Here is a 26920-nt window from a genome sequence, read left to right as displayed (position 1 = left end):
GGGGTTCGTGGAGGGCGAGCGGAGGGGGCAGAGGGCGACGCTCGGCGTCAACGGGCGGCCGCGTGCCGTGGGTTGGACCGGTGGCCCGGAGGACGAGAGGGACCCGGGTGTATGCCGCCGGGCCCGGGCTGGGTGAGGGCCGCACGGAAGAGCCCGTACGTGACGCGCCGCCGCGCGGCCGCTTCGAGTTCGTCCCGCAGCGGGCCGTCGCGCAACAGGGCGTCGGGGCCCAGGAGATTCTCGACGACGGCCAGCGCCCCGGTGATGTCGCCGTGCTGGAGGCGCTCCCGGACACCGGTGAGGCAGTCCGGACGGCGGTGTGCGGTGTCGATGGCCTGGAGACAGGGGAGTGGCGTGCCGGTGAGTTCGGCCAGGAGTTCCTCGCGGCGGATCTCGACGGGGCCGTGGTCCATCGGGGACAGGACGCCGTCGACCAGGCCGATCCGGTGCTGTGCGCCCCGGCACAGGACGAGGTGCGGTGGTCCGGGGCTGCCCGGAGTCCGGGGCGGGTCCGCCGGTGACTGGTTCGGCGCCCGGGTGGAGGCCCGAGTGCCGTCCGGCTGTGCGGAGGCCGGTGCTCGGTCCGGTGCCAACGCCGAGGCGACCAGTGGGTGCAGCTGATCGGCCCGGAGCGTACCGCTGCGGATCAGCTCCAGGTCGGGCAGCGTCCAGGTCGCCGCGTCGGGCAGGACCGGCAGGTCGGCGGCCATGCCGTGGCGGGATGCCACCTCGACGGTGAACCCGGGTGGCCCGGACCCCTCCGCGTCCGCGGCCAGGTCCAGGAGCAGCCGCTGCCGGGATCCCACCCGCACGGCGAAGGTACCGGCGGACCGGTCTTCGGCTCCGAGCAGGATCCTCGCCTCGGCAGACCACCGGCCTGTGGCGCAGCCGCGATCCCGAGGCACCCGGTCCAGCACCTCCGGGTTCACCAGGAGGTGCTCCTCGCCAGGTGGTCGGTCGGCTCCCGAGCGGGCTCGCAGCTCGTCGCTCCGGCGGGCGTCCCACAGGTGACGGTGCAGATCGAGGCGGAACCGCCGGTTCGGGCGGGGATGCGGATGACGGCGGCTGCCCGCGTCGGCACGGGACCCGGCCCACAGGGCGAGGCTGACGCGCTGACCGGCATCCGCCCAGGCGGGTACCGTCCGCACCACCAGGTACGTCGTGCCCGGGCCGTCGCGTTCCAGGGAGTCGTAGCGCGTCAGAGCGATCGTGAGCCCCGGGCGCAGCAGACCGTGGGGAGCGATCCTCGGCATGTGCCAGCGCAGCAGGTCGGGCGCCAGGTGACGGAGATCGTCGCGGACCTGGGCGGCCAGGTTCCGGCCATGGGTGCGCGCCAGGGACCGCAGATCGAGATCGACGTCGACGTTCGCGGCGGCGCACGCCCCTGCCCAGTCGCCGGCGCGGCGGCGAGCGGTTGCGGTGTCGATCATGGAGGGCGGCACGGCGAACTCTCGCACGCGCGACCAGAGGGAAAGGCGGGCATCCTCGTACGCGGTGTCAGTGAGCATCAGCACTCACCTTGCGCGGACGGGACCCCCATTCTGCCAACAGAGTGAGTCGTCATCGCGAGCGACAGTACCTCTCTCCCGTCGGCCTGTCAGATGGTTTTTCGCGGAAGCCTGTTCAGGCCACCGGGACGGCACGTGCCTGGTCCGGCAGGCCGCCCAGGCAGCCCACACACCCCAGGCAGCCCAAGCAGCCCCAGCCGGGTTCCGTACGGCTGTCCTCCGTGGCGCTGGGGCAGTCAGTGGATCCAGCCGTAGGCAACTGCATGGTGTGCCTCGGCGGCGGCTGAGCGCACCCTCGGGGACGGGTCCTGAGCGAGAGTCAGGAGCCGGTCGCGCACCGCATCGCCGACGGGCGGGAGCGTCAAGCCGACCGCGACCCATTGCTTCAGGCCGTGGGCGGCACTGTGGCGGACGGGCTCCTGGTCGTCGTCGAGGCCCCGCACCAGGCGGTGCAGGTCCGCCTCCGTGCCGTAGGCGCCACGGCCGGGGCCGTCCAGGTCCTCCGGGACGAGCAGGGAGAGGGCAGCGGCCCGCACCTCTACGGCGTCGGAGGTGTCGGCCAGGCGCCGCAGGGCCGGCAGGGCCTCCGCGAGCCCGCTGAGGGCGTTGGCGGTCCGCCAGGTGGAGTCGCTGTGGCTCGTCAGGCGAGCGACCAGTGCCCGGGCCACGGGCCGGCGTTCCCAGAGGCGGAGCCCGTAGTAGACGCGTGAGCCCAGGCCGTCGACGGCGCCTGCCTGGGCGTCGGGGTCCGGATCGTCGAGCAGCGGGAGCAGCAGCCAGACGGCGTCCCACCTTCCGCACTCGCCGATGGCTTTCGCGGCGGCGGCACGGTTCGGCCCAGGAAACGACGTGTCCTCGATGACGCCGCGCAGGTGCTCGACGGCGGCCCCGGTGTTCGCCTCGCCCAGTACGCCGGCGGCCGCCGGGCCCGCCACGGGGTCGCGAAGCCATCGAAGTGCCGCTTCGACCATCCGCTGATCGCTGTGCCGTTCCAGGATGCCCAGCAGGTTCAGTGCCACCGAGGAGTCGCGTTCGGCGTCCAGGGCGGCGGTCAGGGCGTCACGGACCCGCCGCTTCTTCACGTCGGACAGCCGGTCGGCCACGGCGACGCGTACCTCGGGGGACGGATCACGCAGCCCCGCGAGCAGCGAGTCGAGCAGTCGTTTGTTGCACCGGCTTGGCAGCAGCGTCAGTGCCTCCGCCCGGACGGCGCCTTCGCCCTCCCGGGCCGCCCGGATCACCTCCGCCTTCACGGCCTTGTCGTCCCTCAGGTCGTGGATCAGGCTCCGGGCCCGCCCCCACACGGCGCCGTCCTGATCTCCCAGCAGCCTGACCAGGGCCTGGACGTCACCGGGGATGCGCATGGCTGCCAGACCGACCAGAGCGTTGATACGAAGGTGGTGGTCGGGGTCACGGAGCAGATCCGCATAAGCCTGCACGACTTCGTCACCCCGGAGATCCAGCTTGATCGAGGACAGGGAGGCCGCGCGGCGTACCCACGGATCCGTGTCCGCCATCAGGAGGGGGAGCACCCTCTGACCCGCTTCCGGTACCCCGAGCCGGCCGAGGCCGATGGCTGCGGCCTCGCGTACTTCGGGTACCGGGTCGCCCGCCGTCTCGGCGAGTTGCCGGGCGTGCTCATGCCGTCCGATGCGGCCAAGGCCCTTGGCCGCCGCCGAGCGGCGCCGCGCATCCGGCCCTGCCAACTCCCTGAGGAAGAAGGCAATCTGGTGTTCCGTTCCCATGACGCACCCCGGTAGGGAAGACCACCGAGCCGCACGGAGGTTGTACGGCCGTGGTGGGCCGCCCCGCCCCTTCGGCCTGCTCCGGTGACAGATCACGGCGGCTTCCGGCCACCGGTGGCCGTCACTGACAGAGCCGGCGGAGGATCACAGCGCGCGGGCGAACGAGCCGAGGACGGCGAAGTCGGTGTCGCGCAGCCCCACTCGTGCGTCGACGTGGTGAAGGAGTGCCGGGCCCGCGTGGTGCGAGGCGACGAAGGCGCGATCGGTGTCGTCGAGGTCGTCGTCGATCCAGGCGAACGGCCGGCCGTCGGCGTGTGCGACGAGGTGCCGGGTCTTCCAGAACGTGCCGTCCGGGTGCGTCTCGTGCGTCGTGGGCCACTCCACGACCGGAAGCGGCGGAAGACCGATGACCGGCCCTATGTACGTGTTGGCTTCAGCACCCCAGGTGGTGGCCCACACCAGGTCGTACTCCTCGCCCAACTCCCGCAGACGGGAGCCGTGTTCGGGGTTGAGCCACACCCGGAGCGGTTTCACGTGGCCGCGTGGCGTGCCGGGATGCTGGGCGATCCAGCCCTCCGGTTTCATCCGATGGGTCACGTAGCCCTCGGGTCGCCGGTGCGGCTTCGCGGCATAGGGATTGAGCGGCCCGTCCACGTCCAGGTAGAGCAGCGGTCGGTTCGTCACGCCGATGCCCCCTTCCCGGCAAGCCCTGCGGTGGTGTGAGCGTAGCCCTGCCACTGCTCGTGGCTCACCGGATCCGTGTGTGCCCCCGTGTGGTTGATCCCCACTCGGGCAGACAGGTATGTCCTCCGCCGGCGCCCGTCGCTGAAGTTGGCCGAACGGCAGTCGGCAGCCCTTTGCCGGGCAGGTGCCCGGGCCTTCCTACGCGGCTCAACTCCAGGTGGCGGTCACCAGCCAGAGGCGGGCCGTCAACCGGACGCCGGTGTCCGACTGATAGGGGCGGAAGGCGTCGACCGCCGCGCGGCGGGCGCGCTGTGTGGCCTGTGGGTCCGCGTCCCGCAGCCAGTGCCGCATGGGCCCCCACCCGAAGAGGAAGGAGGCGGCGTCCTCGGCGTCCTCGCCCCACAACTGCGGCCGCTCGATGGCGGTGGCGTCGGCATCGGCGAACCCGGCGTCGCGCAGCACTGCCGTGGTGCGTGCGGGGTCGGCGAAGGCGGCGGGACCTGTGCGCGTCTCCTGGGACAGGTCGGGCAGGGTCACATGCTCGGCGACGGCGTCGAGGACGACGGACTGTTCCATCCGGCTGAAGGCCTGCGGGCAGACGAAGGCGAGCCGCCCGCCCGGCCGCAGTGCCCGCCCGATGTTGGCGAACGCGGCCACCGGATCGGCGAAGAACATCACTCCGAAGCGGCTGACAGCCACGTCGAAGCCCGCCTCCGGGAACGGGTACACCTGGGCGTCACCCCGCACGAAGGAAACGTTGGTGAGTCCCTCCGCGGTGGCGCTCGCCCTGGCCCGCTCCAGCATGGGAGCGGACAGGTCGACGCCGAGGGCACTGGCTCCCCGGCGGGCCGCCAGACGCGTGAGGTGCCCGTTGCCGCAGCCGATGTCGAGGACCGCGTCCGGGCCCTGGATGCGGGCTGCGACCAGAAGGGGTTCGTTGGCCGCGCCGTTCAGGTTGTCGTAGCGCGCCTGATGGTCGGCCCAGTGCCTGCCCTCGTAGCCGTTCCAGGCCTCGGCCTGGTGCGTGTTCACGATTGCCTCGTCCGTCATGCGTACATGGTGACGCCCTGCGGTTCCCTGACACCACCCCGGGCTCTCGGATGGTGATCGGGCAGCTGGCGATCCGGGATCAGCGGTGGCCGTTCTCCTTCGGCTCGATCACCCGGGCGCGGCGCACGGTGATCCTGCCCGTCGCGCACGACGCTCACCTCGGCCATGGACATCCGCGTCACCTCGCTGGGCTCGTCACACCTTGGCTTGTCCCAGGCCATGCGGGGTATCTGGAAGTGCCCGACGTACAACACCCACTTGTGGAGGACACAATGGCCGTGACGGACCGTTCCGCACCCGCGGTTCCCTCCGAGGACGGAGAGGCCGGGCCGAAAGGTTCCGCACGACCCGGAGAAGCCTTCACCGCTCGCCAGACCCAGCAGGACACCCACGAGAAACAGGACACCCACGAGCAATCGGAGACGCCGGCGGAGCGGGTGAACCGCCGCTGGAACGAACTGCTCCAGGAGACCCGGGTCGCGCAGACCGGCGTACAGATCCTCTTCGGCTTCCTGCTCAGCGTGGCCTTCACGCCCGGCTTCCAGGACCTGGGAACCATCGACCGGACGATCTACGTGGTCACCGTCGTCCTGGGCGCGGCGGCCACCGGGTCCCTCATCGCCCCGGTCTCGATCCACCGCTTCCTGTCCGGCCAGCGGATGAAGGAGGAACTGGTGGAGACCGCGCACCGGTTGATGATGTTCGGAATGGTGCTGCTCGCCCTCACGATCGGCTCCACCCTGCTGCTCATCCTGCGCGTCGTCCTGCCGGGGATACTCGCCGAGATCCTCGTCGCCGGGGTGATGCTGTACTTCGGCATCTGCTGGTACGCGCTGCCGCTCTGGCTGCGACAGCGCTCGTCGCGCAGGGGAACCGCCGCCTGAGGCCGGCTCGCGAAGACGGCTGAGCCGGTGTCACGCCCCGATCGGCAGCCAGAGTTCGATCTGGTCGTGCCGCCGGTAGAACTCGATCAGTGGCCGCTCATCATCGGCCGGCATCATCCCCTGCAACTCGGCGACCCCCTCAGCGATTCGCTCGTAGATCTGAGGAGGGTCGCCGACGAGGCGGCCCCGTAGGTACGAGCCTCCTGCCAAGCAACCCGACTGCAGGCCCAGGACATCGGGGGCGTCGTGTTCCTTGACCGGCGTGCAGACCGTGTAGGTGTTCCGGCGTTCGTCGACCTGCGCGTACATCTTGCGTCCACGCAAACCGACCAACTGCTCGAAGGACGGCCAGAGTTGCTGAATGGAGGTCAGCTCGTCGGCAGTGGCCCGCTGCATGACGGTGACGTCCGGCCGCTCGATGCGATCCGGCGGAGCGACGAATACCGATGATGTCATGCCCCGCATACAAGCATTCGGCACTGACAGTCACCGGTGCTGCGGTGATGTCCCGCATCGCGACGGCGCTCGCTTCAGGGGCGTGCCGTCGCCTCGAGTTCCTTCTTGAGGTTGCTGAGGGTCCTGTCGATGTTGGCGGTCTGAAAGGCGGCGAAGGTCCTGCCACCGGTGACGGCGCGGTCGAACACGTTGACCACGGGCGTGGGCCAGGAGCGCCGGTCGTCGGTCCAGGTCTCCGTCACCAGCGTGGCGTCACCCTGCGCCTCGAACGCGTACTCCCATGTCGCGATCGGAGCCTTCAGACGCGGCTGCTTGAGCCCGATCGCGTGGACACGGAACGCGAAGCGGCGGCAGGGGTCCGCCGCTGTGACCGTGCACCGGGTCGTCCAGCGGTACCGGCCGCGCTTGTTGTGCCCGTCGAAGACCATGCCGACGTGAGCCGGTCCGTCGCCGCCGGCGACGGACGCGCCGAGGTTCTCGGGACTCCAGCGGCCCATCTGGGCGGGTCGGCTGACCTGGTCGTACACCGATGACGGTGACGCCTGGACCAGGATGCTGCGAGCGACGGTGAACGTGCGGGGCATGGGCGCTCTCTCCCTGGGCGCTGAACCTACTGACTAGTAGGGACACTACTCCGGATCGGTACGCCGATGGCATGGGGATGCGGAAACAGATGGGCTCGCGCTCCGGCCGGGGGTCCGGCCGGGCACGCGGACACAGCTGCCAGGGCCATGCGCGCAGTCAGGGCCCGGAACCGTCGGCGGGAATGAGGAACTCCAGCTCGGGCCGGTCCCAGGCGACGGCGGGCGGGGTCGCGTACGCCGTCCCGACGCGCACCGCGCCCACGCTGCGGTAGAAGCCCTCGGCCGGGGGATGCGACACCACCCGGACGCGGTCGAGTCCGGCGGCGCGTGCCTCGGTCTGCATATGGGCGACGAGCAGCCGGCCGACGCCACGGTTCTGTGACTGGTCGGCGACGAACATCAGGTCGAGCTCGGGTGGGGAGAGGATGAGCGCGTAGAACCCGAGAACGTGGCCGTCGCCGTCGTCGGTGGCCACGAAGACGCGGTGGGATTCGATGTAGTCCGGGCCTACGCGGTAGCCCGCAACCATGGCCGCGTACTGCCCCTCGTAGGCGCGTGAGCCGCGCACGAGCCGGGTGAGCCGCTTCGCGTCCCGCGCGGTGGCTCGCCGTACCGAGATCGACCCACTCCCGCTCGTAATGCTCCGTTCCATGCCGGGAGTATTACGTACCCGATGGCGGCGTCGTACAGCGGGTACAGCTGAAGGGCGAGGGGCGTCCTCCTCCGCCACATGTGAACGATCTTGTCCGTGGAGGCCCGACACCGCCGACCGGCAGTGAAAAGGAGTAGTGCCGCGGTCTCGGTGCCCCATACCTTCGCCCGCATGGCTGACGAGTGCTTCGGACATCCCCGGCTCGCCGCGATCTACGACCCGCTCGACCCCGATCGCAGCGATCTCGACGCGTACGTCCGCATGGTGGAGGAGTTCGAGGCGCGGCGGGTGCTGGACATCGGCTGCGGGACGGGTGTTCTCGCCCTGCTCCTGGCCGATCGAGGCATCGACGTAGTCGGAATGGATCCCGCTGAAGCCTCCCTCGACGTGGCCCGGAGCAAGCCGGGCAGCGGGCGGGTGCGCTGGATCTGCGGTGAGGCGGCAGCGCTCCCGGCGCTCCAGGCCGACCTGGCGACGATGACGGCGAACGTCGCGCAGGAGATCGTCGATCCGGCGAGCTGGCAGCAGACTCTCCAGAGGTCCCGTGAAGCGCTGCGCCCGGGCGGTCTGCTGATCTTCGAGACCCGGGATCCGGCCAGGCGCGCCTGGGAGGGGTGGAAGCGCGAGTCCTCATACGCCGTGACGGACATCCCGGGCGTCGGCTCGGTCGAGAGCTGGCTCCAGGTGACCGATGAGAGGTTGCCGCTCGTGACGTTCCGCTCGACGTACGTCTTCGCCGCGGACGGGCAGGTGCTGACATCGGATTCGACGCTGCGCTTCCGCGAGCGGCAGGAGATCGAGGCGGACCTGCTCGCGCAGGGTTTTGCGATCCATGACGTTCGAGACGCTCCTGACCGTCCCGGCCGGGAGTTCGTGTTCCTCGCACGACGTCCCGTCGCCCATTCGGTGTGAGCCGCCGCCGCGGCCGGCTGCTGCCGCAGAAGGCTGAGATCCCGGTCGAGAGCCTCCGGAGACCCTTTCCGCTCCCAAGCCCATGATCCGTGCGGTCCTGGGCGGGGTTGATTCGGGTGAGGCCGAAAGTGCGTGCGGTGCTCCTCGGATCGTCGGCACACTTCGATCGACCAGTGGGGCAGGGCGATCGGGGGACGAGTGTCCAGGAGAAGTGGTGTGCGTGCCGGCGGGCCGTCGGCACGCAGCCGAACGACCGGGGTCCTCGGAAGGTCCCTGTGGGCCATGGCGGCCGCACTGCTCTGCGGCGGGTTCGCCGCGGGCTGTTCGGCAGGTTCGTCACCGGCTGCGCCGGCACTGTCCGACGCGGACCTGCGCACCGAACTGACCGGCGGCGAAAAGGCGCTGCTGCACCTTGCCGAACAGCGGCTCATTGCCGACTGCATGGACGAGCAGGGCTTCCGCTACGTCGTCGAGGAGCTGCCGCGGTCGTCGACCTCTCCGCGTGCCGCCGGCGCCTCCCGCCAGGGCGACGTGGCCTGGGCCCGGGCCAACGGTTACGGGACCGCACCGGGTGACGCCGCTTCCGGCCAGGGGAAGCGGACCCTCGGCCCGAACGGCCGGTACATCGCGTCGCTCACGCCAGAGAAGCAGCGGGCCTTCTCCCGCGCGCTCGACGGCACCAATCCCTCAGCCGTGTCCGTCGAAGTCCCCACCCTGGGAAGGGTCTTCACGAGCGCCGACGGCTGCCAGGCCGACGCCCGTACGCGGCTGTACGGCGACCAGGCCCGCTGGGTCCGTGCCAAGGCCACGGTCACGAACCTCCGTGCCATCACGCGCGAGGACTTCTCCTCCGACCCGGAGTACACCGCCGCGCTGAGCGAGTGGCGCTCGTGCATGGCCGAACGGGGGCACAGCGCTCGTACTCCCGCGGAAGCGCGCCGTACAGCCCTTTCGAAGCGCGCGCCCGCCACCGGCGCTGCCACGGTGTCGGCCGTCGAACGCCGTACGGCCGTCGCGGACGCCCGGTGCAGCCGGTCGACCCGCCTCGCGACGGTCACCGAACGGGTGGAGGAGCGCCACGTCCGAGCGGCGGCGCGCGGGGCCCAGCGAGGTGCGGCCGAGGACTACACGGTCGCGGTGACCCGGGCTCTGGACCTGGCGCAGGAACCGAGTGGAGCCGGCTAGTTCCTCCCCTGCGACCGACCTTGCCCGCCGATGCCCCGAACCTCCTGCTGCCCACTGTCCTGTCGTACAACAACGCACCGCACCGCTCCGCACTTCACCTTGCTGCAACTCACTCCACCTCGAAAGGGAAACAGCCATGCGTAGATCCAGATTCGCTCTGGCCATGACCACGGCGGCCGCCGCCCTGGTCGCGCTCTCCTCCGCTCCCGCCCATGCCGACCCCACCTGGTACAACGGCTCCGTCCCGGCGGGCTGTGAGTCCGGGGCGCTGTGTGTCTACCGGCACATCAACTTCGACCAGGGCGGCTGGGGTGTCGCCAACTTCCACCACACGAACGCGCGTTGGGTGGACACCAGGAACGCGTACATGGCCAACAACGACTCGTCCTGGTTCAACAACGGCACACCGGACGTCCCCAGTTCGGTGGTCGTGTTCGGCTACCAGGCGTTCGAGGACCGTCATTTCTGCCTCGACCGTGGCTGGGGCAACACCTGGGACCCGGACGCCAACGACGACGGCGAAGCGAATTGGTGGGTCGACGGCTGCTGATCCGCCCCGCCGCACACCCGCCCCGCCCCCGTCGTGCTCACGGGGGCGGGGCGTTGTCGTTTCTCCACCGGATGCGCGGGATTGCGCTGGCCCTCGGGGCTCGGTGGGCGGGAGGGCATGGCGGTGTGATATCACGCTCCCTCCCTTTTCGCGCTCGAACGGGTGCAGTTGAGGTGGTGCTGGGGACGTGGACGAGGCCGCGTCGTTGAGCCGGAGTCAGGACCCGCTCATGGAGGCCGCCTCCCACTCCGCCGCGGAGGGGACCGCCTGATCGGAAGGTCCTGAGTTCCCCGACTCGACACCTCACCCCTAGGACCCGGTCCAGGCATGGAACCCCCACCCCGCGTAACGCCTCCGCCGCAGCGAGCGCCTTCCGTGCCGCCACGGCCACCGGAACCCGGTACCTCGGCAGGTCCGTCGAGGTGGGGATGGCTGGACGCGTTGCGCGGCATCGCCGCACTCGTCGTGGTGTTCGACCACTCCTCGTACGCCTTCATGGCGGACTTCCGGCGGGAACTGACACCGCAGTTCAACACCAGTCGCTACGGCATCATGGTGTTCTTCCTGGTGAGCGGCTACATCATCCCTGCCTCGCTGGAGCGCCGGGGCTGCGTCCGGACGTTCTGGGCCGGACGGGTGTTCCGCGTCTACCCGTTGTGTCTGGCCGTCGTCGCCGTGGTCCTCGCACTCGACGCGCTGGGCGTTGCGGAGATCCGTGATCTCGGCGGGCAGAGCACTGCCTTGGTGGCCGCCGCCCATGTCACCCTGCTTCAGGAACTCCTGGGAACGCGCAGCTTCCTCCTCGTCCTGTGGACGCTCTCGTACGAGATGGCCTTCTATCTGCTGGTCGTCGCCCTGTTCACCGTCCGCCTGCATCGACGGTCGGCAGCGGTCGCCGTCGCTCTGGCGGGCCTCGCCGCCGCGAGCGCGGCAGCAGGGTTCACCGTGCGGACCTCCGCCCTCTCCGCCGCGGTCGGTACGGGACTGCTGATCACCTTGGCTTCCGTCGCCATGGTGGGAGCCGTCTGCTGTGCGAGCGCCAGGTCACCGGTGCTCCGCGTGTCCGGGGGTGTACTGGGAGGGGTGCTGGCGCTTGTCCTGGTGCCTTGCAACGGCACGGTCCCCATGTGGGAGGGCCTGGTGATCCTCGCCGTGATGTTCCTCGGCACCGCCGTCCACCGGGCCGAACACGGGCAGAGCACCTGGCGGTGGGCAGCCTTCACCGCCGTCGTGGTGATCGCCTGCGCCGTGGGGAGTGCGTACGGACACAGCGGCGAGGCGCCCTTCAGCAGGCGCGGCTGGATCGTGGCGTTCCTGCTGGCCGTGCTGACGTTCGGTGTCGGGCTGGCAGCACGGCGTCGGCGGGTGCCGCACTGGCTGATCGGACTGGGAGTGATCAGCTACTCCGTCTACCTGGTGCACCCGGTGCTGCTGGCGGTGACCTACGGCACGATCGGCCGCTCGCAGCGCGACAGTCTCCTGCTCGAAGCGGCGTTCTTCGCCGTGCTGCTGCCGGTGTGCGTGCTGACCTACCGATACGTCGAAGCACCGAGCCGTGCCTGGGGCCGGAAGCTGGCTCGCCGGGCTGAACCGCCGTGAGGGCACCCCTGCCCGCGGCGTCCGAGCACACCGGTCGGGAGAGCGCGCCGCCGCCGGGGCCGCTGGATCATCACGACCTAGAGCGAGCTCCAGGTCCCAGACGGGCGGTGACGTCCCCGGGAGTGAGGGCGGAGTGCTCCGCCGAGCACTCGACGACGACGCGGACCGGAGCGTCGCAGTCGGTGTGGCGTACGTCCAGCACAGGGCCCTCGGGGCCCAGGGCGTACGTCTCGCCCCACTGACTCAGTGCCATCAGCGCGGGCCACAAATCCCATCCCTTACGGGTCAGGCGGTACTCGTTGCGGGAACGGGCGCCCGGCTCCTGGTAAGGGACGGTCTTGAGGATGCCGGCGGCGATCAGCTTCCGCAGGCGGTCGCTGAGGACGGCCTCCGAGAGCCCGATGTGCCGGTGGAAGTCGTCGAAGCGGCGGACTCCGTTGACGGCGTCGCGCAAAATCAGCAACGTCCACTTCTCTCCGACCACGTCGAGTGTGCGCTGGACGGGGCAGTTCTCCGTGCTCGCCTCAAGCCACTTCATCCGGTCATCGTAAAGCTCTGGCTTCTTCATTGACAGTCAGGTGCGAGCGCATCTAGCTTCATTTGTAAAAGTCAGAGGGAAGGTGCTCGGCCGTGGGGCGGACACGTACGTATGAATGGGAAGATCCAGCGCTCCTGGCGGAAGCCGCCGGACGGATGACAGGCATGGACTTCCTGCGCGAGCTGCAGGCGGGGAAGCTGCCCGGACCGCCGATCGGCGCCACGGTCGACTTCACCCTGGACGAGGTGGAGCCGGGCAGAGCGGTCTTCTCCCTGATGCCGGGGGAGGAGCACTACAACCCGATCGGCAGCGTGCACGGCGGCGTCTTCGCCACTCTGCTGGACTCGGCGGCGGGCTGCGCCGTCCAGTCCACCCTCCCGCAGGGCATGGCGTACACCTCGCTCGACCTGACGGTCAAGTTCCTGCGGCGGATCACCGTGGACACGGGCCGGGTCCGCGCCATCGGAACGGTCGTCAACCGGGGCCGTCAAACCGCTCTCGCCCAGGCGCAGTTGGTCGACGCGACGGACCGTCTGCTCGCCCACGCCACCAGCAGCTGCCTGCTCTTCCCGGTGCCTTCCACGAAGGCGTAGGTCGCACCGACGGCTCACGCGGGCGCCGGACAGGGCCGACGGATACGTACGGGCGCGTCGCGGGGTGGAGTCTCCGGCCGCGGGGTCAGCTCGTGGCGGGGCGCCATTCGGCTTGGGCGGCCTGGACCGTGAGGTGAGAGGGAAAGACCTGGTCCAGGCCCACGATCCGGAAGATCCGGCTGACCCGGTCGGGGATCGCGGCCAGGGCAATGCCCGCGTCGCAGGCGAGGGCGTGATTGCGGGCGGCGATCAGGGCGGTGATGCCGCTGGAGTCGCAGAACGTGATGCCGCCGAGGTCGAGGACGAGCTGCTGGCCGGGAAGCAGGTCGAGCCCGGGCAGTGCGGCACGGACTTCGGGGGCGGTGTGGTGGTCGAGGTCCCCGGCGATCTCGATGACCGCACCGGCGGGAGCGGTGCGGATGTGGAGGGACAGGTGCTGGGTCACTGCTGATCTCCACTGTCGGGTCGAGGCACATGGATGGCCAGGACGGCGGTGTCGTCGTCCACGCCGCGGCCGAAGGTCTTGAGCAGACCCCGGATCGCGCCGATGGTGTCCGACGCGGTGGTGGGTGCGAGAGCGCGGGCGAAATCGAGGAGTGCGTCGTCGCCGTAGCGCTCCCCGTCGTCGGCACCGGCGTTGCTGTGGGCCTCGGTGAGCCCGTCGGTGTGCAGGAGCAGAGTGTCACCGGCGTCCAGGTGGACGCTGGTGGTGGCGATCTGGGCGTCGGGCAGGGCGCCGATGAGCTGTCCGCCCGGAGTGGGCAGGTAGTCGGTGGTGCCGTCGGCGCGCATCAGCAGCGCGGGGGGATGCCCGCCGCCGGCCAGTGTGATGTGGAAGCCGCGCCGGTCGTGGTCGGGGGTGAGCAGACCGAAGATGACGGTGCAGAAGCGCGGGTCGGTGCCGCTGTACTCGTGGTTCAGAACCGTGTTGAGGTTGCCGAGGACGGCGACGGGGTCGGGGTCGTACACGGCCGCGGCCCGCAGGGTGTACCGGGCCAGGGAGGTGACGGCCGCCGCGGCGGCGCCCTTGCCGCACACGTCGCCCAGGAACAGACCCCAGGTCCCGGCGGCGAGAGGGAACAGGTCGTAGAAGTCGCCGCCGACCTCGTCGGCCGAGGCGATGTGGTAGTGCGCTGAGACATCCAGGCCGGGCACGTTGGCCAGGGCCGGCGGCAACAGCGTGCGCTGCAGGGTGGTCGCCAGGCGCTTGTAGCGCTCGCGTTCCTCGTCGGCCTCCTGGCGGGCGCGCAGCAGCTCGGTTTCGTAGGCGCGGCGGTCACGGGCGTCGAAGACGGTGGTACGGATCAGCAGCGGCTGCCCGTCACTGCCTGTCTTCACCGTCGACGTGACCAGGACCGGCAGGCGGGAGCCGTCGGCGGCCTTGAGTTCCAGAGCGATTCCGCTGACTTCGCCCTGCATCCTGAGCAGGGGGGCGAAGTGGGTCTCGTGGTAGAGCCGTCCGCCGACGGTCAGCAGGTCGGAGAAGTACTTGTGGCCCAGCAGGTCTTCGCGCGCGTAGCCGAGCCAGCCCACGAGGGTGGCGTTGATCTTGGCGATCCGGCCGTCCAGCAGGGTGGACAGGTATCCGCAGGGCGCGTGCTCGTACAGGTCCTCGATGCTGTCCTCCAGCAGGGCGGAGAACTGCTCCTGATCGACCACGGGCCCGTCGTCGCCTTTCCGCCGGGCCTCTTCCTCGTCGCTCGTCCCGCTCATCACGTGACTGCTTCCGCGAATGCGGTGATCGCCGCCGCGGTCTCCTGAGGGGCGGCGAGCTGGGGGCAGTGGCCGGTCGCGTCGAGGGTGACCAGGCGGCTGCCCGGAATCCGGGCGTGCACGAACGCACCCACCTCCGGCGGGGCGATCGCATCATGGGAGGACTGGGCCACCAGCGTGGGCACACCCACCTGGGCAAGATCCGTGCGGTTGTCGGACAGGAACGTCACCCGGGCGAAGACCCGGGCGATGTCCGGATCTGTGCGGCAGAAGCTGTTGGTCAGTTCCTCACCCAGCTCCGGCCGGTCGGGGTTGCCCATGATGACCGGTGCCATCGCACCCGACCAGCCCAGGTAGTTGGCCTCCAGCGACTCCAGCAACTCCTCGATGTCACCCGCGCTGAACCCGCCGACGTAGCCGTCCTCGGGGTCGTCGATGAAACACGGAGAGGGTGCGAGCAGCACCAGCCCCGCGAACGCCGCGGGCTCCCGGGCGGCGGCCAGCACGCCCATCATGGCGCTGACCGAATGCCCCACGAACGTCACCGGGCCGAGCTCCAGCTCCCGGCACAGCTCCAGCACGTCATCGACGTAACCGTCCAGCGTGGAGTACCGCTCCCGGCTCCACGCCGACAGATCCGACATTCCCGCGCCCACGTGATCGAAGAGCACGACGGTGAAGTCACGTTCCAGTGCCGGCACGACCAGACGCCACATGTTCTGGTCGCAGCCGAACCCGTGCGCCAGCATCACCACGGGCCCGTCGGCCCGCCCGCTCACCGTCACATGGTTCCTGTGCCTTACATCCATACAAAGCATCCTCGCAGACCGCACAGACCCTTCACGCGGCCCGAAAGCCGCTGCGACGTCCCTGTCGTGGCAGCGCGAGGACGCACCGCCGGAACCCGGTCTCGGCCCAAGCGGAGGTCGAAGCCGGTGGAGGGCGTCGTGGGCGGGAATCGGACCTCCGTTCAGGAGTGGGCGTGGCGCGGCGACGGACCATGCCGCCCGGGGTCCCTTGTGGCGCGGCTCACCGAAAACCCGGAGCGCACGAGATGGCACCGCCCGGGGAAGTCGTCCACCGCTGTGGCGCCGCGATGCCCATGGGTGCCGCTCTCGTGGGACAGGCGTAGGGCAAGTACATCCTTCGCCTCCTCGTCCACTGCGGGCTTGTCCGCTGCGGCGAAGCTCAAGAGCCGCCAGAGAGGGCCTTCACTCTCCGGCGCCGTACGGCTACTCTGTGGCCTGAGAAACGGTCAGGCAGCGGCCGCCCTGGAATCCGCAGGCCGCCCTGGAGCCGTTCATGACTCTCCCGATGACCCGTGCCGGTCCTCTCCGCGAGGACACGGTGGCCGTCGTCGTACGGCCGTCCCGTCGCGTCGGAGAACACCGGCGGAGAGCCGTGCCATGGAGTGAGGTCGCTCGACACGCCCCGAGGTCGCTCCCAGTAGCTGGAGCCGCCGGGCCGGGTGCACGGCCTCACCCGTTCCACCCTTCACCCGCAGGCGCGACCGGGGCGATGTGCTTGCTGCCCCGCTGCAGGTGAGGGGCGCGGTGCGGGGACCGCGCGCGGAGGGGGAGCCCGCGCGGTCCCCGCCGTCGACGGCCTGCCGCCGGTACAGGTGTTCCACCGGCGGCGGGCCGTCCCGTGCGGCACGCTCACCTGCGGTGGCGCGTGGCTAACGGTCCTGGGAGAGCTGGAGGAGCTCGGCGAAGGTACCGCCCGCGTGCACGAGGCTGTCGTAGTCGCCCTGTTCGGTGATGCGGCCCTGCTCCATGACGATGATGTCGTCCGCCACCTTCGTGTTCTCGAGCCGGTGCGTGACGACGATCGTGATGCGGTCTCCGGCGATGGCTTTGATCTTCTCGAAGATCTGGTGCTCACCGCGGGGGTCCATCTGCGAGGTGGGTTCGTCCAGGATCAGCAAGGGTGGACGGCGGTACAGAGCCCGCGAGCAGGCCAGGCGCTGCCACTGCCCACCGGACAGTTCCGCCCCGCCGAACACCTCCCGAGCCAGGAGGGTGTCGAGGCCGAGCGTCAGATCCTCGACCGCGTCCCGCATGCCGACCGCGTCGACGGCGTCCCACACCGGCCCGTCGTCGCAGGTCCGGGGCTGCCCCAGGGTCACGTTCTCGCGCACGCGCAGCGGCCACTGCGCGAAGATCTGGGGGACCAGCCCGGTGCAGTCCCAGACCGTTGCCGGATCGACGGTGGTGAGATCCGAGCCGTTCCAGGTCACCCGCCCCTTGTCCGCCAGATAGATCCCCGTGAGTAGGCGGGTCAGGGTGCTCTTGCCAGAGCCGTTCACTCCGACGATGGCGAGGATCTTCCCGCGTCGCAGGGTCAGGGAGACGCTGTCGACGGCTGCCTTGTCCTTGCCCGGGTAGCGGTACGTGACCTCCTCCAGCCTGATTTCCTCCACCGGGACGCTCACGGCCAGGTCGCCGCGCCGGGGAGCACGTCGTGCCGCGTCGTCGAGGAACGCCTGCATGTCGCTCAGGTAGAGGCTGGTGTGGAACACCGCGGCACCGTTGATGATGACCTGTGACAGGGCCGCCAGTGTGGTCTGCACGGCGACGACCGCTGTCGCGGCGATGGCGAGCGGGACACGGCCCGTGACGGTCAGCCAGGCGAGGACCGACCAGGTGACGACCAGGAACAGCCCACCCACGAGTGAGGACGCCAACGCGATGCGCAGCGTTCTCGGAGCGGCGGCCAGCGTGCGTCGGTCGACCCGCTCGGACAGGGACCGGTACCAGTACAGCAGGTAACCGGTCATGCCGTTGGCGCGGACCTCGTCGCCGTACTTGGGCGTTGTCGTCCACCACCGCATCATGCCGCGGACGTTGCGGTCCGCAACGTTGGCGTAGTGGATCTCGTAGTCGACGCGCGCGGTGAGCACAGCGCCGACGCCGGCCGGAAGCACAGCGAGGAGAAGCAGGGGGAGTAGCAACGGGTTGAGGACCGACAGGACACCGCTGGCCGTGAGCATCTTGACCAGGGCCGACAGAAAACGCTGAGCGTCGGAGACCATGACGTGTGTCCGCAGCACGCCCATCTCGGCTGCCTCTTGCCGGTCGGCGAAACCATCCACGGCGTGGGCGGCTGCCTCGACGCGGCAGACCGCTTCCACCAGTGCGGTATCCGTCGCGGTCGTGAGCTTCGGAGTGATCAGCCGCTCCGCGTAGGCGGCCAGGGCACTCGCACCGCGCGCTGCGGCGCTCGCACCCGCCACGACGAGGAGGGCGGGCAGGGCATGACGGAGTCTCTCGGCGACGGGGCCGTCGCCGAGAACGGGGTGCATGGCCTGCGCGGTCGCGGTCAGCAGCACCGCGGCGGCCACCCCGGTGACCAGCTGACAGGTCAGGAGCAGCAGGACGGCCCGGCGGTCGATGGCCCAGGACAGCCTGGTGATGCGGCGCAGTACCGCAGGAAGCTGCGCGCAGAGTCTGCGGAAGGAGACCTCACCCAGCGGGTTCACGGAGAACTGTCCTGAGTAGGTGATCTCGGCGGGCAGTGGTGGGTGAGGCGGCACGGCCTGCGTGCCCTGGGTGTCGGCTGAAGTCAACGGCGTATCTCCTGCACGGTGGATGCCATCGGATGGGTCACCGGAGTCAACGGCGAGGGAAGCGGGATCGAACACACGTGTTTGAGCCGGATCGGATTCCGTGCCGGGTCCCGGCGCATGCCGAGTGCCTGATGCATCCACCCTTGGCGCACGGCGCTGGCCTCCATACAGGGTTTGGCCGAAAGGGCCCGTTCGTCCCTTTGCCGACGACCAGCCGACTCCCTCGTGCCGATGGGGAGAACCCCGACGCACGAGAGGGTGGTCTCCGGGGCGTCCGGGATGGCGTACGGTGGAGGACATCGCCGCGGGGTGGAGCAGCTCGGTAGCTCGCTGGGCTCATAACCCAGAGGTCGCAGGTTCAAATCCTGTCCCCGCTACTGCGTGAGAGGGCCCGGATCCTTTTGGATCCGGGCCCTCTTCCGTCCGGCCCCACGACGTCGCGTTGGGCGGGGCGGTCAGGCTCCGGCGTCGGTACTTCTGTGCGTGAGTAACTGCACCGCTGTGTACGGCGTCTGGGGGAGTTGCGAGCGGTTCTCCGCATGAGGGCCACCCTGGGGGTACTCGCCCGGCATGACTGTCTATGGATTACACGCCTCGCACGAACAGGTCCCGCCCGCGGACCTGCTCGACGCCGTGGTGCACGCGGAGCGTGCGGGATTCACCGCCGCCATGTGCTCGGACCACTTCTCGCCGTGGAGCGTACGACAGGGGGAGTCCGGGTTCGCCTGGTCGTGGCTCGGAGCCGCCCTCCAGGCCACCGACGAAACGCCGTTCGGCGTCGTGAACGCGCCCGGTCAGCGCTACCACCCCGCGATCATCGCCCAGGCCGTCGCCAGCCTCGCCGCCATGTATCCCGGCAGGTTCTGGGTGGCCCTGGGCAGCGGTGAGGCCTCTAACGAGCACATCACGGGAGCGGCCTGGCCCCGCAAGGACGTCCGCACCGCGCGGCTGGGCGAGTGCGTCGACGTCATCCGCGCCCTGCTGCAGGGCGAGGAGGTCAGCCACGACGGACTGGTGACCGTGGACCGGGCTCGACTGTGGACGCTGCCGCCCGACATGCCGCCGCTGATCGGAGCCGCCTGCAGCACGGCGACCGCGGCCTGGTGTGCCGAGTGGGCGGACGGCCTGATCACGGTCAACGCCCCTCGGGAACGCCTGCGTGAGATCATCGACGCGTACCGTGACGCGGGCGGCCGCGGTCCGCTGCACCTCCAGGTCCACTTGAGCTGGGCCCCCGACGAGGCCGAGGCCGGTGCGCTGGCGCACGACCAGTGGCGCACCAACGTGCATGCTCCGCCCGTCAGTTGGGATCTGGACTCGGCGGACCTGTTCGACATCGTCAGTGAGCACGTCAGCCTCGATCAGGTGGCGCGTACGGTCAACATCTCGTCCGACCTGGGCCGGCACACGGCCTGGCTGCAGGAGTACGCCGAACTCGGCTTCGACGCTGTGATGCTCCACCACGTGGGCCGCGAACAGGGCCCGTTCATCGATGCGTTCGGGGCCGAGGTACTGCCGCGCCTCGACGTCACCCGTCCTGTGCCCGCCACGGCGAAGGAGTACCGATGCGTCTGACCCGTACGTCCGACCTGTGGTGGAAGAACGCGGTGGTGTACTGCCTGGACGTCGAGACGTACCAGGACGGGAACGGCGACGGGACCGGTGACTTCGCGGGCCTCACGCAGCGCATCGACCATCTCGTGCGTCTCGGTGTGACATGCGTGTGGCTGATGCCGTTCTATCCGACGCGGGAGCGTGACGACGGATACGACATCACGGACTTCTACGGAGTCGACCCCCGCCTGGGCACTCTCGGGGACTTCACCGAGTTCGTCCGCACCGCTCGGGACCGCGGCATCCGGGTGATCGCCGACCTGGTCGTCAACCACACCTCCGAGGAACACCCGTGGTTCCGGGACGCCCGGTCCGGCCGGGACTCCTCCCACCGTGACTGGTACGTCTGGGCCGACGAGCCACCCGAGGACGGCCCCGAGGGCGTGGTCTTCCCCGATGCGGAGGACAGCCTGTGGGAGTACGACAAGGGCAGTGGCCAGTACTACCTCCACCGGTTCTACAAGCAGCAGCCCGACCTCAACATCGCCAACCCCGAGGTCCGCGACGAGATAGCCCGCGTCATGGGGTTCTGGACGCAGCTCGGCCTGTCCGGATTCCGGGTCGACGCCGTGCCCTTCCTGCTGGAGACGGACGGGCAGAGTGACGCCGGAGCGTTGCCCGATCCGCACGAGTACCTCGCCGATCTGCGCGCCTTCCTCGGCCGCCGCAACGGCGAGTCGATCCTGCTGGGAGAGGTCAACCTCCCCTACGACGACACCGCGCGCTTCTTCGGCGACCCCGCCTCGGGCCGCGGGGACGAGCTCACCATGTGCTTCGACTTCGTCGCGATGCAGCAGATGTACCTCTCCATGGCGCGCGAGGACGCCGGGCCGCTGGCCACCGCGCTGCGGCAGCGCCCGGCCGCCCCACGGGACGCCCACTGGGCCACGGTCGTCCGCAACCACGACGAACTCACCCTCGACAAACTGAGTGACGACGAACGGGCCGAGGTCTTCGAGGCCTTCGGCCCGGACGAGGACATGCAGTTGTACGGCCGGGGACTGCGCCGCAGGCTGCCGCCGATGGTCGACGGCGACCGGCGCCGCATCGAGCTCGCGTACAGCTTGCTCTTCACGCTGCCGGGCACCCCTGTGCTCTTCTACGGCGAGGAGATCGGAATGGGCGAGAACCTGGCCGCCGCGGGACGCCAGGCCGTCCGCACACCCATGCAGTGGACACCGGAGGCAGGTGCGGGCTTCTCCACCGCCGGCCCGGACGCGTTGCCCAATCCACCGGCCGAGGGCGCCTTCGGATGCCAGAACGTCAACGTGTACGAGCAGAGTCGCGACCCCGGCTCGCTCCTTGGCCGTATGCGGCTGTTCATCGAGCGATACCGGGAGGCGCCTGAACTGGCGTGGGGCGACTACCGGTTGGTGGACACCGGGGACAGCGCTGTGCTGGCGCACGTCGGCTGCACCACCGACGGAACGGTCCTGGCGGTGCACAACTTCGCCGGCGGACCGGCCACCGTACGGCTGCGCCTGTCCGAGGCCGGACCCGGTGGCAGGCTGACGGATCTGCTCGACGAGGAGCACAAAGGTCTCACGGTGCCCGACGACGGCCTGGTCCGTGTCGAACTGCCCGCCTACGGCTACCGGTGGCTGCGCGTCGGTACTCCGGCCGACGATCCCGAAAGGGTCGCGGCCGACTGACACAGGTTCCGTCGGCAGTGCACCGACCAGCGGTCGGCGCCAACTCGCCACGGTCCGGCGCCGGTCAGGTCCTGCTCCGGCCCGGCGGTCTGCCGCTCGTCAGCCGCTCAGGCCCAGTTCGCCCGCGCGCATCCCGGCCTGGAATCGCGAACCCGCGTCCAGGGCGGTGAGCAGTTCGGCGACCCTGCGGCGGTAGGTGCGCACGGACAGGCCGAGTTGGCGTGCGGCGGTCTCGTCGGTGGCGCCGGACCCCAACGCGCGCAGGACCGTACGGCTTTCGGCGTCGAGATCGGGCTGTTCGCCGCGTACGAAGGTCCTGAGGTCGGTGGCCGTCTCCCAGGCGGCTTCGAACAGTGCGTGTATCCCGCCGACCAGGGCGGGCGCGGAAGCCATGGTGTACTCACGGCCGCCGGGGGTGTGCGGGCCGGCGAGGATCGCGAACCGGCGGTCGATGATGATCGTCTCGTGCGGAAGTGTCGTGGCGGCGATCCGCACCGTGGCGCCCCTGCCGAGGAGGTCGTCGAGGTGCTCGCGGCTGTGCTCGTCAGCGAGCACAGCCTGGCTGTACAGCTTGCGGATCCGGTGCGTGCCACTGCTTCGCAGCCGGTCGCGGGCTGTCTGCCGGGCTCCGGTGTGGGACCAGGTGCTGAGATCGCGGGCGACACAGACGAACTCTTCCTGGACGGAGGAGAAGAGCTCGGCGGTACGCGTGAGGAGCTCCAGGTCACCGCGGATCGTCACGATCTCTGCCACTCCGCCATTGTGCCCCATGGCGGCGTCCTGTCCGGATGGACAGCGCAAGGACACCGGTGTCGGGGCGGTCACTGTCTTGACGGTCAGACCGGCCTGCCCGGCGTGACGGGCGAGGCTGCGGCCGACTTGTATCCGCGGCCGGCGGCGCCGGCCACGATGCGCAGCAGGCAGGCAGGCAGGCAGGCAGGCAGGCAGGCAGGCAGGCAGGCAGGCAGGCAGGCAGTCGGGCCGGGTCGGGGCGCGCCGAGTCTCGGGGTATGCGGGAAGGGAAGCAGGCGACTTGGCGGCGACGCCAGGGGCGGGCGGTGACGGGATCAGTACCGCCCTCCGTGCCCAGGCCGCATCCGGGACGGCCTCGCGTGGGTCCCCCGCGTACGTTGCAGGAGGGCCGCCGACCATCCGGCGGCCGGGCCTGCCATACTCTCGCGCAAGCGCTCTCTTCGGGCTGATCCGCGCGGTGGTGTGCGTGGCGCGGGCCGGTGAAATCTCGCTGGTGGAGCCGACGTCTGCGGGCGGGTTCCGGCGCGGGATCGGCGCGGCAAACTTGGTACACGCAGTGGTTGATTACGCAACAAGGCGTGTGGCAAGGTCACTTCACCACCGTCGGGCGTGCCGCTTCACACCGCAGGCCCGATTTCCCTCTTGCCCCCCACTTGAGTGGAGTCCGCGTGCCCAAGAGCTCGCACCCTGGCGTGGTCGGACTGCGTCCCCGCCACAGCAGTGCCCACCGTCGGGCGGAGCGGCACGAGTGGGGCAACCGGCATTCCCGCAGCGTGCGGTGGCGAGAACCCCATGGGCAGGCGCGACGAAACCACGCCGCTGTGCGAGAGCTCGCGCAGGGGATGCGCGGCCGGCGGTGTGACGGCCGCGCACCGCGTACGGGCAACGTTTGATGCCCTGTTGATCGGACGCGGCGCCATCCGTCCGACGCGACCGATGACCGAAGCTCGCTGAGCCTCGCGGTCGCCGTCCTTTCCTCGACGACTTCGGCGTGGCATGCCCGGCGCACGGCCGAAGAACCATCGACGGGCCCCTTCAGGTGACCTGCCGCCCGGTCGCCCTTTCCTCTGTCGCGCCACCGCTGACTGAAAGCACCCCATTCCGTGACCATCTCCCTCCATGAGGGCCGACCGGCCGGTCGGCATGCAGCCGTTCCCCAAGGCGGCCTGCTCCGCCGGGTCTACGCACCCCGCGCCTTCGACGCGCTCGCCTTCTCCATGTGCACCTACGCGATGCCGCTCCTGGTGCTGGCCACCACCAACTCCGCGTCTCTGACAGGGCTGGCCTTCGCGCTCGAATGGATTCCGCGCGTGGCGGCCTTCGGCCTGGCGGGGGATCTGGTCGACCGGTGCGGGGCAGCGATCGTCTTCTTCCTCGCCTCCCTGGCGCGGGCCCTGCTCGTGGGGGCGGGAGGAGTCGCACTGTTCGTGCTTCCGGGCGGGACGGCAGAGACGGTCACGGTGATGGCGCTGGCCGCCGGCACTGGAGCCCTCACGCAGTTCAGTTTCATCGCCAACGAGGCCGTGGGTGCGATCGTCAGCCGGCGTACCGCAGGTCAGGCGCACAAGGTGCAGGCCGTTCTGATCGGGATAGACCAGACCGCCACCCTCACCGGGCCCGCCCTGGGAGGTGTACTCCTGCTCCTCGGGCCGACCCACATGCTCGCCGTCCTGGGGGTGTTGTCCGTCCTCGCGGCCTGTCTCGCCCTGCAGACCCCGCCGACGCCGTTGCGCGCCTCGTCGAAGAACAGCGCGCGCCTGGAGGCGGGGCTCAAGGTGGGCTGGAACACGCTCCGTTCGCTCCCCGTGCTGAGTTGGCTCGTGGCGGGGCTGGTCGTCTCCAACCTCGCGCTCGGGCTGTTGCACGCCGCCAGCCCGATCATCGTGGTCGAGCGGTTCGGGCTGACCTCGGCAGCGGTGGGGACGCTGTGGTCGGCGGCGGCGGCTTCCACCCTCCTCGCGGTGGCCGCCTGCCGGATCGCGCTCAACAGGCTCGGCCTGTGGGGAGTCGGCGTGGTCTGTTCCACGGTCGCGGCCGCGGCTTGTCTCGCCCTGTCCCAGGCTCCCACCTACATCTCGTACGTCCTGGTCATGGCGCTCTTCATGGCCGCGGACGGTGGCCTGACCGTTGTGCTGCGCACGCTTCGTTCACTCCTCATACCGCCGGCCGCGTTCGGCAGCACTCTCTCGCTGACCATCCTGCTTCTGCTGCTGCCCTTCCCGGTGGCGGGCGTCGTGGTCGCCTTGACGCCGGTGCCGGCCCTCGGTCACGCGATCCTCGTGTGCGGCGTACTGCAGGCCGTCGCCCTCGGGCTCGCCTTCCTGCGGTTGCGGGGCGATCCGGTGCTCCGCGGTTCCGGAAACCTGTCCCAGGCGGCCGCCTGACGGCGAGAGGGCTTCGAGATAGCGCGAGGCGCGGAGCAGGCCGGACGGTGAGCTGTCACCGAGGCCTTTTCCTTACGAGCGTGAGGGCGGTGATTCACCAGCCTGATCTGGATCTCTTTTACGTTACCTTTGCCATTCGGGAACCTCCGTGGCCTCGAGAGCCGTTCATCTGGCGGACCGCGAAGAAGCGTGACCGATGATCAAGACCGGACAGGCAACAGCAGAAGCCGAGGTGGCAGTAGTGGCGATGTGGGACCGGCTCAAGGACCAGGCCAAGAATCTCCAGCAGTCCCAGAGCGGCAGGGGAGGGGGCGGACAGGGGCACGCCCCTCACGGACAGGGACAGCGCGGTGGCCACGCACCCGGTTCGTCCTCGGGCTCAGGTGGTTCCAAGGCCCAGCTGGTCGGGCTGCTCAAGTCCCAGCTCGCGTCGGTCAAGACCGAGTTGAAGAGCGGTGCCTACCGCGACGCCAGCATGGCGATGTGCGCCCTGGTGGCCGCGGCCGACGGATATGTGGAGCAGGCTGAGCGGCAGCGCGTGGAGGAGCTGATCGTCACCAACGAAGTCCTGCAGAACTTCCCGGCGGACCAGCTTCGCCAGGGCTTCAACCGCCATGTGGACCGGCTCGTCGCCAACTTCGAACAGGGCAAGGCCGAAGCGCTGCGGGAGATCGCCAAGGCGGCCAAGAAGCCGCAGGAGGCCCGCGCGGTCGTCCAGACGGGCATCGTGGTCGCGGGTGCGGACGGACACTTCGAGCTGTCCGAGCAGCAGGCCATCCGCGACGCCTGCGCCGCTCTCGGTCTGTCGCCCGCGGAGTTCGGCATCTGACGGATGCCGTCGCCGTCGGCTCTGTCCCTCCGCGGAGTCGACGGCCCGGATGCTGCCGCTCGACTGGCATGCCATCACCATGCCTTGCTCCGCTTCCGTGTTCCGTGCCCCCGCTGCGGCGAGCAGGGCGGCGGGAGGCGGAGCGGAAGTTGACCGCGCGCCGTCGCGTGCGTGCGGAAGGCACCGCGGGCGGGGTGCCGAGAGGGAGCCCGTGGTGCGGCGGATTCGCGGTGCGGCGACGCAGCCCCATGCTCCGCGCCTCTGGTCCCGAGAACGAACTGGCCGGTATACAAGTTCAGTCACCGTACGAGGGCGCTTCCAGCGACCTCAACGCGCCGTTCCGGACTCAGGGGGAACATCGATGAACCGTCGCACCCAGTACGGCTGGACAGCATCGAACCGCCGACGGGCGACCGCCGTCGGAGCCGCGCTCACCGGCTGCGCCCTCGTCGTCGCGTCCGCGGGGCCCGTCGCGGCACACGGCAACGGCCAGGGCAGGGGCACGGACTACGTCGCCCTGGGCGACTCCTACACCTCGGGACCCGGCATCCCGAAGCAGGTCGACGTGAACTGCGCCCGCTCCGACCACAACTACCCCTCACTCGTGGCTGCGGAGCGCAGGACGTCCACGTTCAAGGACATGAGCTGCGGCGGCGCTACGACCGTGGAGATGTGGAAGGCGCAGGGGACGAACCCTCCGCAGCTCAACGCCGTGAAGCGTGACACCGATCTGGTGACGGTGCAGATAGGCGGCAACGACATCGGGTTCAGCTCCATCATCGGCACCTGCGCCCAGCTGAGCTCGCAGGACCTGGCCGGAAATCCGTGCCAGCGTCACTACTCGTCGTCCGGGGTCGATCAGCTGACGCTGAAGATCCTCGAGACGGCACCCAAGATCGCCCGCGTGCTGCGGGCCGTTCACGCCAAAGCGCCGCACGCTCGTGTGCTCGTCGTCGGCTATCCGGATCTGCTGCCGGAGGACGGCAGCGGCTGCTACCCCTCGGTGCCGTTCGCCGCGAAGGACTTCCCCTATCTGCGCGACACCGGAAAGCGCCTCAACCTGATGATGCGGGTCGTGGCGCGGCTGAACCGGGCCGAATACGTCGACACGTACGGGCCCACGATCGGCCACGACATGTGCAAGGACCCGGCAATCCGCTGGGTCGAACCGCTGCGACCGGCCTCGCCCGCGGCCCCGGCCCACCCCAACGCCAAGGGCGAGGAGGCCATGGCACGGGCCGTGCTGAAGCGTCTGGGTAAGGGGCACGGACGCTGAAGGGCGGCTTGCCGCGCCTGCAGGCCCGGAGCAACACGAGGAGCATCCTCCGACGCCGGCCCGGAAGACGGTGTCCAGGACGCCGTCGCCGGGCCGTGACGTATACGAAATCCCCCTGATTTCGCCCTGGATCCCACCCTGCGACCCGAATCTGCACAGGTCCGGGGCCCGACGCGCCGGTCGGGGTGCGT

The 26920-nt window shown here is 70.0% G+C and carries 24 protein-coding genes and 1 tRNA gene; 12 read left to right on the top strand and 13 right to left on the bottom strand.

Features of this window, described 5'->3' with window-relative positions; translation table 11 throughout:
- Positions 1-47: 47 nt before the first annotated feature.
- The 4 genes from KUF83_RS18805 to KUF83_RS18790 form a co-directional block, all read right to left on the bottom strand.
- Complete coding sequence (locus KUF83_RS18805; protein WP_217455883.1) at positions 48-1508, bottom strand: hypothetical protein; 1461 nt, start codon at positions 1506-1508, stop codon at positions 48-50.
- 236 nt (positions 1509-1744) lie between these two features.
- Positions 1745-3253 carry a HEAT repeat domain-containing protein gene (locus tag KUF83_RS18800; protein WP_217455882.1) on the bottom strand — a complete coding sequence of 503 codons (1509 nt, stop codon included), beginning with the start codon at positions 3251-3253 and terminating at the stop codon, positions 1745-1747.
- 144 nt (positions 3254-3397) lie between these two features.
- Entirely contained in the window at positions 3398-3937 is a 540-nt protein-coding gene (locus KUF83_RS18795; RefSeq protein WP_308403049.1) for an HAD domain-containing protein, read from the bottom strand.
- A gap of 207 nt (positions 3938-4144) precedes the next feature.
- Positions 4145-4987, bottom strand: coding sequence for a class I SAM-dependent methyltransferase (locus KUF83_RS18790; RefSeq protein ID WP_217455881.1), 843 nt, complete (start codon positions 4985-4987; stop codon positions 4145-4147).
- A 272-nt stretch (positions 4988-5259) separates the two neighbouring features.
- Between KUF83_RS18790 and KUF83_RS18785 the strand changes: the two genes are divergently transcribed.
- The gene (locus KUF83_RS18785; protein WP_217455880.1) at positions 5260-5871 is read left to right on the top strand and encodes a DUF6328 family protein; all 612 of its coding nucleotides are present in this window, start codon (positions 5260-5262) and stop codon (positions 5869-5871) included.
- Between the two features lie 30 nt (positions 5872-5901).
- Here KUF83_RS18785 and KUF83_RS18780 read toward each other — a convergent pair whose 3' ends face one another.
- The 3 genes from KUF83_RS18780 to KUF83_RS18770 form a co-directional block, all read right to left on the bottom strand.
- A complete protein-coding gene (locus KUF83_RS18780) occupies positions 5902-6327 on the bottom strand; it encodes a hypothetical protein (protein ID WP_217455879.1) in 426 nt (141 codons plus the stop codon).
- A 74-nt stretch (positions 6328-6401) separates the two neighbouring features.
- Entirely contained in the window at positions 6402-6911 is a 510-nt protein-coding gene (locus tag KUF83_RS18775) for an SRPBCC family protein (protein WP_217455878.1), read from the bottom strand.
- A 157-nt stretch (positions 6912-7068) separates the two neighbouring features.
- Positions 7069-7563 (bottom strand): GNAT family N-acetyltransferase, encoded by a 495-nt coding sequence (locus KUF83_RS18770; RefSeq protein ID WP_217455877.1) that lies wholly within the window; start codon positions 7561-7563, stop codon positions 7069-7071.
- A gap of 171 nt (positions 7564-7734) precedes the next feature.
- On the opposite strand from KUF83_RS18770, the gene KUF83_RS18765 reads away from it, so the two are divergent.
- The 4 genes from KUF83_RS18765 to KUF83_RS18750 all read left to right on the top strand — a co-directional run bounded on the left by KUF83_RS18765 (position 7735) and on the right by KUF83_RS18750 (position 11809).
- Positions 7735-8475: a bifunctional 2-polyprenyl-6-hydroxyphenol methylase/3-demethylubiquinol 3-O-methyltransferase UbiG gene (locus KUF83_RS18765; RefSeq protein ID WP_217455876.1), complete on the top strand. Its 741-nt coding sequence runs from the start codon at positions 7735-7737 to the stop codon at positions 8473-8475.
- A 282-nt stretch (positions 8476-8757) separates the two neighbouring features.
- Positions 8758-9660: a hypothetical protein gene (locus KUF83_RS18760; protein ID WP_217455875.1), complete on the top strand. Its 903-nt coding sequence runs from the start codon at positions 8758-8760 to the stop codon at positions 9658-9660.
- 136 nt (positions 9661-9796) lie between these two features.
- Entirely contained in the window at positions 9797-10210 is a 414-nt protein-coding gene (locus KUF83_RS18755) for a peptidase inhibitor family I36 protein (RefSeq protein WP_217455874.1), read from the top strand.
- A 441-nt stretch (positions 10211-10651) separates the two neighbouring features.
- A complete protein-coding gene (locus tag KUF83_RS18750; RefSeq protein WP_254644052.1) occupies positions 10652-11809 on the top strand; it encodes an acyltransferase in 1158 nt (385 codons plus the stop codon).
- Between the two features lie 70 nt (positions 11810-11879).
- On the opposite strand, the gene KUF83_RS18745 is transcribed toward KUF83_RS18750, so the two are convergent.
- The gene (locus KUF83_RS18745; RefSeq protein WP_217455872.1) at positions 11880-12347 is read right to left on the bottom strand and encodes a helix-turn-helix domain-containing protein; all 468 of its coding nucleotides are present in this window, start codon (positions 12345-12347) and stop codon (positions 11880-11882) included.
- A gap of 92 nt (positions 12348-12439) precedes the next feature.
- Between KUF83_RS18745 and KUF83_RS18740 the strand changes: the two genes are divergently transcribed.
- Positions 12440-12940, top strand: a complete 501-nt coding sequence (locus KUF83_RS18740) for a PaaI family thioesterase (protein ID WP_217455871.1) — start codon at positions 12440-12442, stop codon at positions 12938-12940.
- Between the two features lie 85 nt (positions 12941-13025).
- Here the strand turns inward: KUF83_RS18740 and KUF83_RS18735 are convergent, their stop codons facing one another.
- The 4 genes from KUF83_RS18735 to KUF83_RS18720 all read right to left on the bottom strand — a co-directional run bounded on the left by KUF83_RS18735 (position 13026) and on the right by KUF83_RS18720 (position 18221).
- On the bottom strand, positions 13026-13385 hold the full coding sequence (locus KUF83_RS18735) for an STAS domain-containing protein (protein ID WP_217455870.1): 360 nt from the start codon (positions 13383-13385) through the stop codon (positions 13026-13028).
- Complete coding sequence (locus KUF83_RS18730) at positions 13382-14653, bottom strand: PP2C family protein-serine/threonine phosphatase (RefSeq protein ID WP_217455869.1); 1272 nt, start codon at positions 14651-14653, stop codon at positions 13382-13384. Before KUF83_RS18730 ends, KUF83_RS18735 begins: the two co-directional genes overlap by 4 nt.
- Positions 14653-15462 (bottom strand): alpha/beta fold hydrolase, encoded by an 810-nt coding sequence (locus KUF83_RS18725; protein ID WP_217455868.1) that lies wholly within the window; start codon positions 15460-15462, stop codon positions 14653-14655. The genes KUF83_RS18730 and KUF83_RS18725 overlap by 1 nt, the downstream gene beginning before the upstream one ends.
- An 869-nt stretch (positions 15463-16331) precedes the next feature.
- Positions 16332-18221, bottom strand: coding sequence for an ATP-binding cassette domain-containing protein (locus KUF83_RS18720; RefSeq protein ID WP_217455867.1), 1890 nt, complete (start codon positions 18219-18221; stop codon positions 16332-16334).
- 303 nt (positions 18222-18524) lie between these two features.
- On the opposite strand from KUF83_RS18720, the gene KUF83_RS18715 reads away from it, so the two are divergent.
- The 3 genes from KUF83_RS18715 (at position 18525) to KUF83_RS18705 (ending at position 21487) form a co-directional block, all read left to right on the top strand.
- Positions 18525-18598: transfer RNA gene (locus tag KUF83_RS18715), tRNA-Met, on the top strand.
- Between the two features lie 193 nt (positions 18599-18791).
- Positions 18792-19796, top strand: a complete 1005-nt coding sequence (locus tag KUF83_RS18710) for a TIGR03885 family FMN-dependent LLM class oxidoreductase (protein WP_217455866.1) — start codon at positions 18792-18794, stop codon at positions 19794-19796.
- The gene (locus KUF83_RS18705) at positions 19787-21487 is read left to right on the top strand and encodes an alpha-amylase family protein (protein ID WP_217455865.1); all 1701 of its coding nucleotides are present in this window, start codon (positions 19787-19789) and stop codon (positions 21485-21487) included. The genes KUF83_RS18710 and KUF83_RS18705 overlap by 10 nt, the downstream gene beginning before the upstream one ends.
- Positions 21488-21586: 99 nt before the next feature.
- Here the strand turns inward: KUF83_RS18705 and KUF83_RS18700 are convergent, their stop codons facing one another.
- The gene (locus KUF83_RS18700) at positions 21587-22240 is read right to left on the bottom strand and encodes a DNA-binding response regulator (protein ID WP_308403048.1); all 654 of its coding nucleotides are present in this window, start codon (positions 22238-22240) and stop codon (positions 21587-21589) included.
- 1103 nt (positions 22241-23343) lie between these two features.
- Between KUF83_RS18700 and KUF83_RS18695 the strand changes: the two genes are divergently transcribed.
- The 3 genes from KUF83_RS18695 to KUF83_RS18685 all read left to right on the top strand — a co-directional run bounded on the left by KUF83_RS18695 (position 23344) and on the right by KUF83_RS18685 (position 26729).
- A complete protein-coding gene (locus tag KUF83_RS18695) occupies positions 23344-24624 on the top strand; it encodes an MFS transporter (RefSeq protein ID WP_217455863.1) in 1281 nt (426 codons plus the stop codon).
- Positions 24625-24865: 241 nt separating this feature from the next.
- Entirely contained in the window at positions 24866-25453 is a 588-nt protein-coding gene (locus KUF83_RS18690) for a tellurite resistance TerB family protein (RefSeq protein WP_217455902.1), read from the top strand.
- Between the two features lie 361 nt (positions 25454-25814).
- On the top strand, positions 25815-26729 hold the full coding sequence (locus tag KUF83_RS18685) for an SGNH/GDSL hydrolase family protein (protein ID WP_217455862.1): 915 nt from the start codon (positions 25815-25817) through the stop codon (positions 26727-26729).
- The last annotated feature ends 191 nt before the right edge of the window (positions 26730-26920 follow it).

It is taken from the genome of Streptomyces sp. BV286, from assembly GCF_019090165.1.
In the GTDB taxonomy this organism is placed as follows: domain Bacteria; phylum Actinomycetota; class Actinomycetes; order Streptomycetales; family Streptomycetaceae; genus Streptomyces.
This window is presented reverse-complemented; position numbering and strand designations above follow the sequence as displayed.

Bases quoted from the DNA above. Each gene is read 5' to 3' on its own strand.
- KUF83_RS18805 (WP_217455883.1), bottom strand. From the start codon at position 1,508: ATGCTCACTGACACCGCGTACGAGGATGCCCGCCTTTCCCTCTGGTCG.
- KUF83_RS18800 (WP_217455882.1), bottom strand. From the start codon at position 3,253: ATGGGAACGGAACACCAGATTGCCTTCTTCCTCAGGGAGTTGGCAGGG.
- KUF83_RS18790 (WP_217455881.1), bottom strand. From the start codon at position 4,987: ATGACGGACGAGGCAATCGTGAACACGCACCAGGCCGAGGCCTGGAAC.
- KUF83_RS18785 (WP_217455880.1), top strand. From the start codon at position 5,260: ATGGCCGTGACGGACCGTTCCGCACCCGCGGTTCCCTCCGAGGACGGA.
- KUF83_RS18780 (WP_217455879.1), bottom strand. From the start codon at position 6,327: ATGACATCATCGGTATTCGTCGCTCCGCCGGATCGCATCGAGCGGCCG.
- KUF83_RS18775 (WP_217455878.1), bottom strand. From the start codon at position 6,911: ATGCCCCGCACGTTCACCGTCGCTCGCAGCATCCTGGTCCAGGCGTCA.
- KUF83_RS18770 (WP_217455877.1), bottom strand. From the start codon at position 7,563: ATGGAACGGAGCATTACGAGCGGGAGTGGGTCGATCTCGGTACGGCGA.
- KUF83_RS18765 (WP_217455876.1), top strand. From the start codon at position 7,735: ATGGCTGACGAGTGCTTCGGACATCCCCGGCTCGCCGCGATCTACGAC.
- KUF83_RS18760 (WP_217455875.1), top strand. From the start codon at position 8,758: ATGGCGGCCGCACTGCTCTGCGGCGGGTTCGCCGCGGGCTGTTCGGCA.
- KUF83_RS18755 (WP_217455874.1), top strand. From the start codon at position 9,797: ATGCGTAGATCCAGATTCGCTCTGGCCATGACCACGGCGGCCGCCGCC.
- KUF83_RS18745 (WP_217455872.1), bottom strand. From the start codon at position 12,347: ATGAAGTGGCTTGAGGCGAGCACGGAGAACTGCCCCGTCCAGCGCACA.
- KUF83_RS18730 (WP_217455869.1), bottom strand. From the start codon at position 14,653: ATGAGCGGGACGAGCGACGAGGAAGAGGCCCGGCGGAAAGGCGACGAC.
- KUF83_RS18725 (WP_217455868.1), bottom strand. From the start codon at position 15,462: ATGGATGTAAGGCACAGGAACCATGTGACGGTGAGCGGGCGGGCCGAC.
- KUF83_RS18710 (WP_217455866.1), top strand. From the start codon at position 18,792: ATGACTGTCTATGGATTACACGCCTCGCACGAACAGGTCCCGCCCGCG.
- KUF83_RS18705 (WP_217455865.1), top strand. From the start codon at position 19,787: ATGCGTCTGACCCGTACGTCCGACCTGTGGTGGAAGAACGCGGTGGTG.
- KUF83_RS18685 (WP_217455862.1), top strand. From the start codon at position 25,815: ATGAACCGTCGCACCCAGTACGGCTGGACAGCATCGAACCGCCGACGG.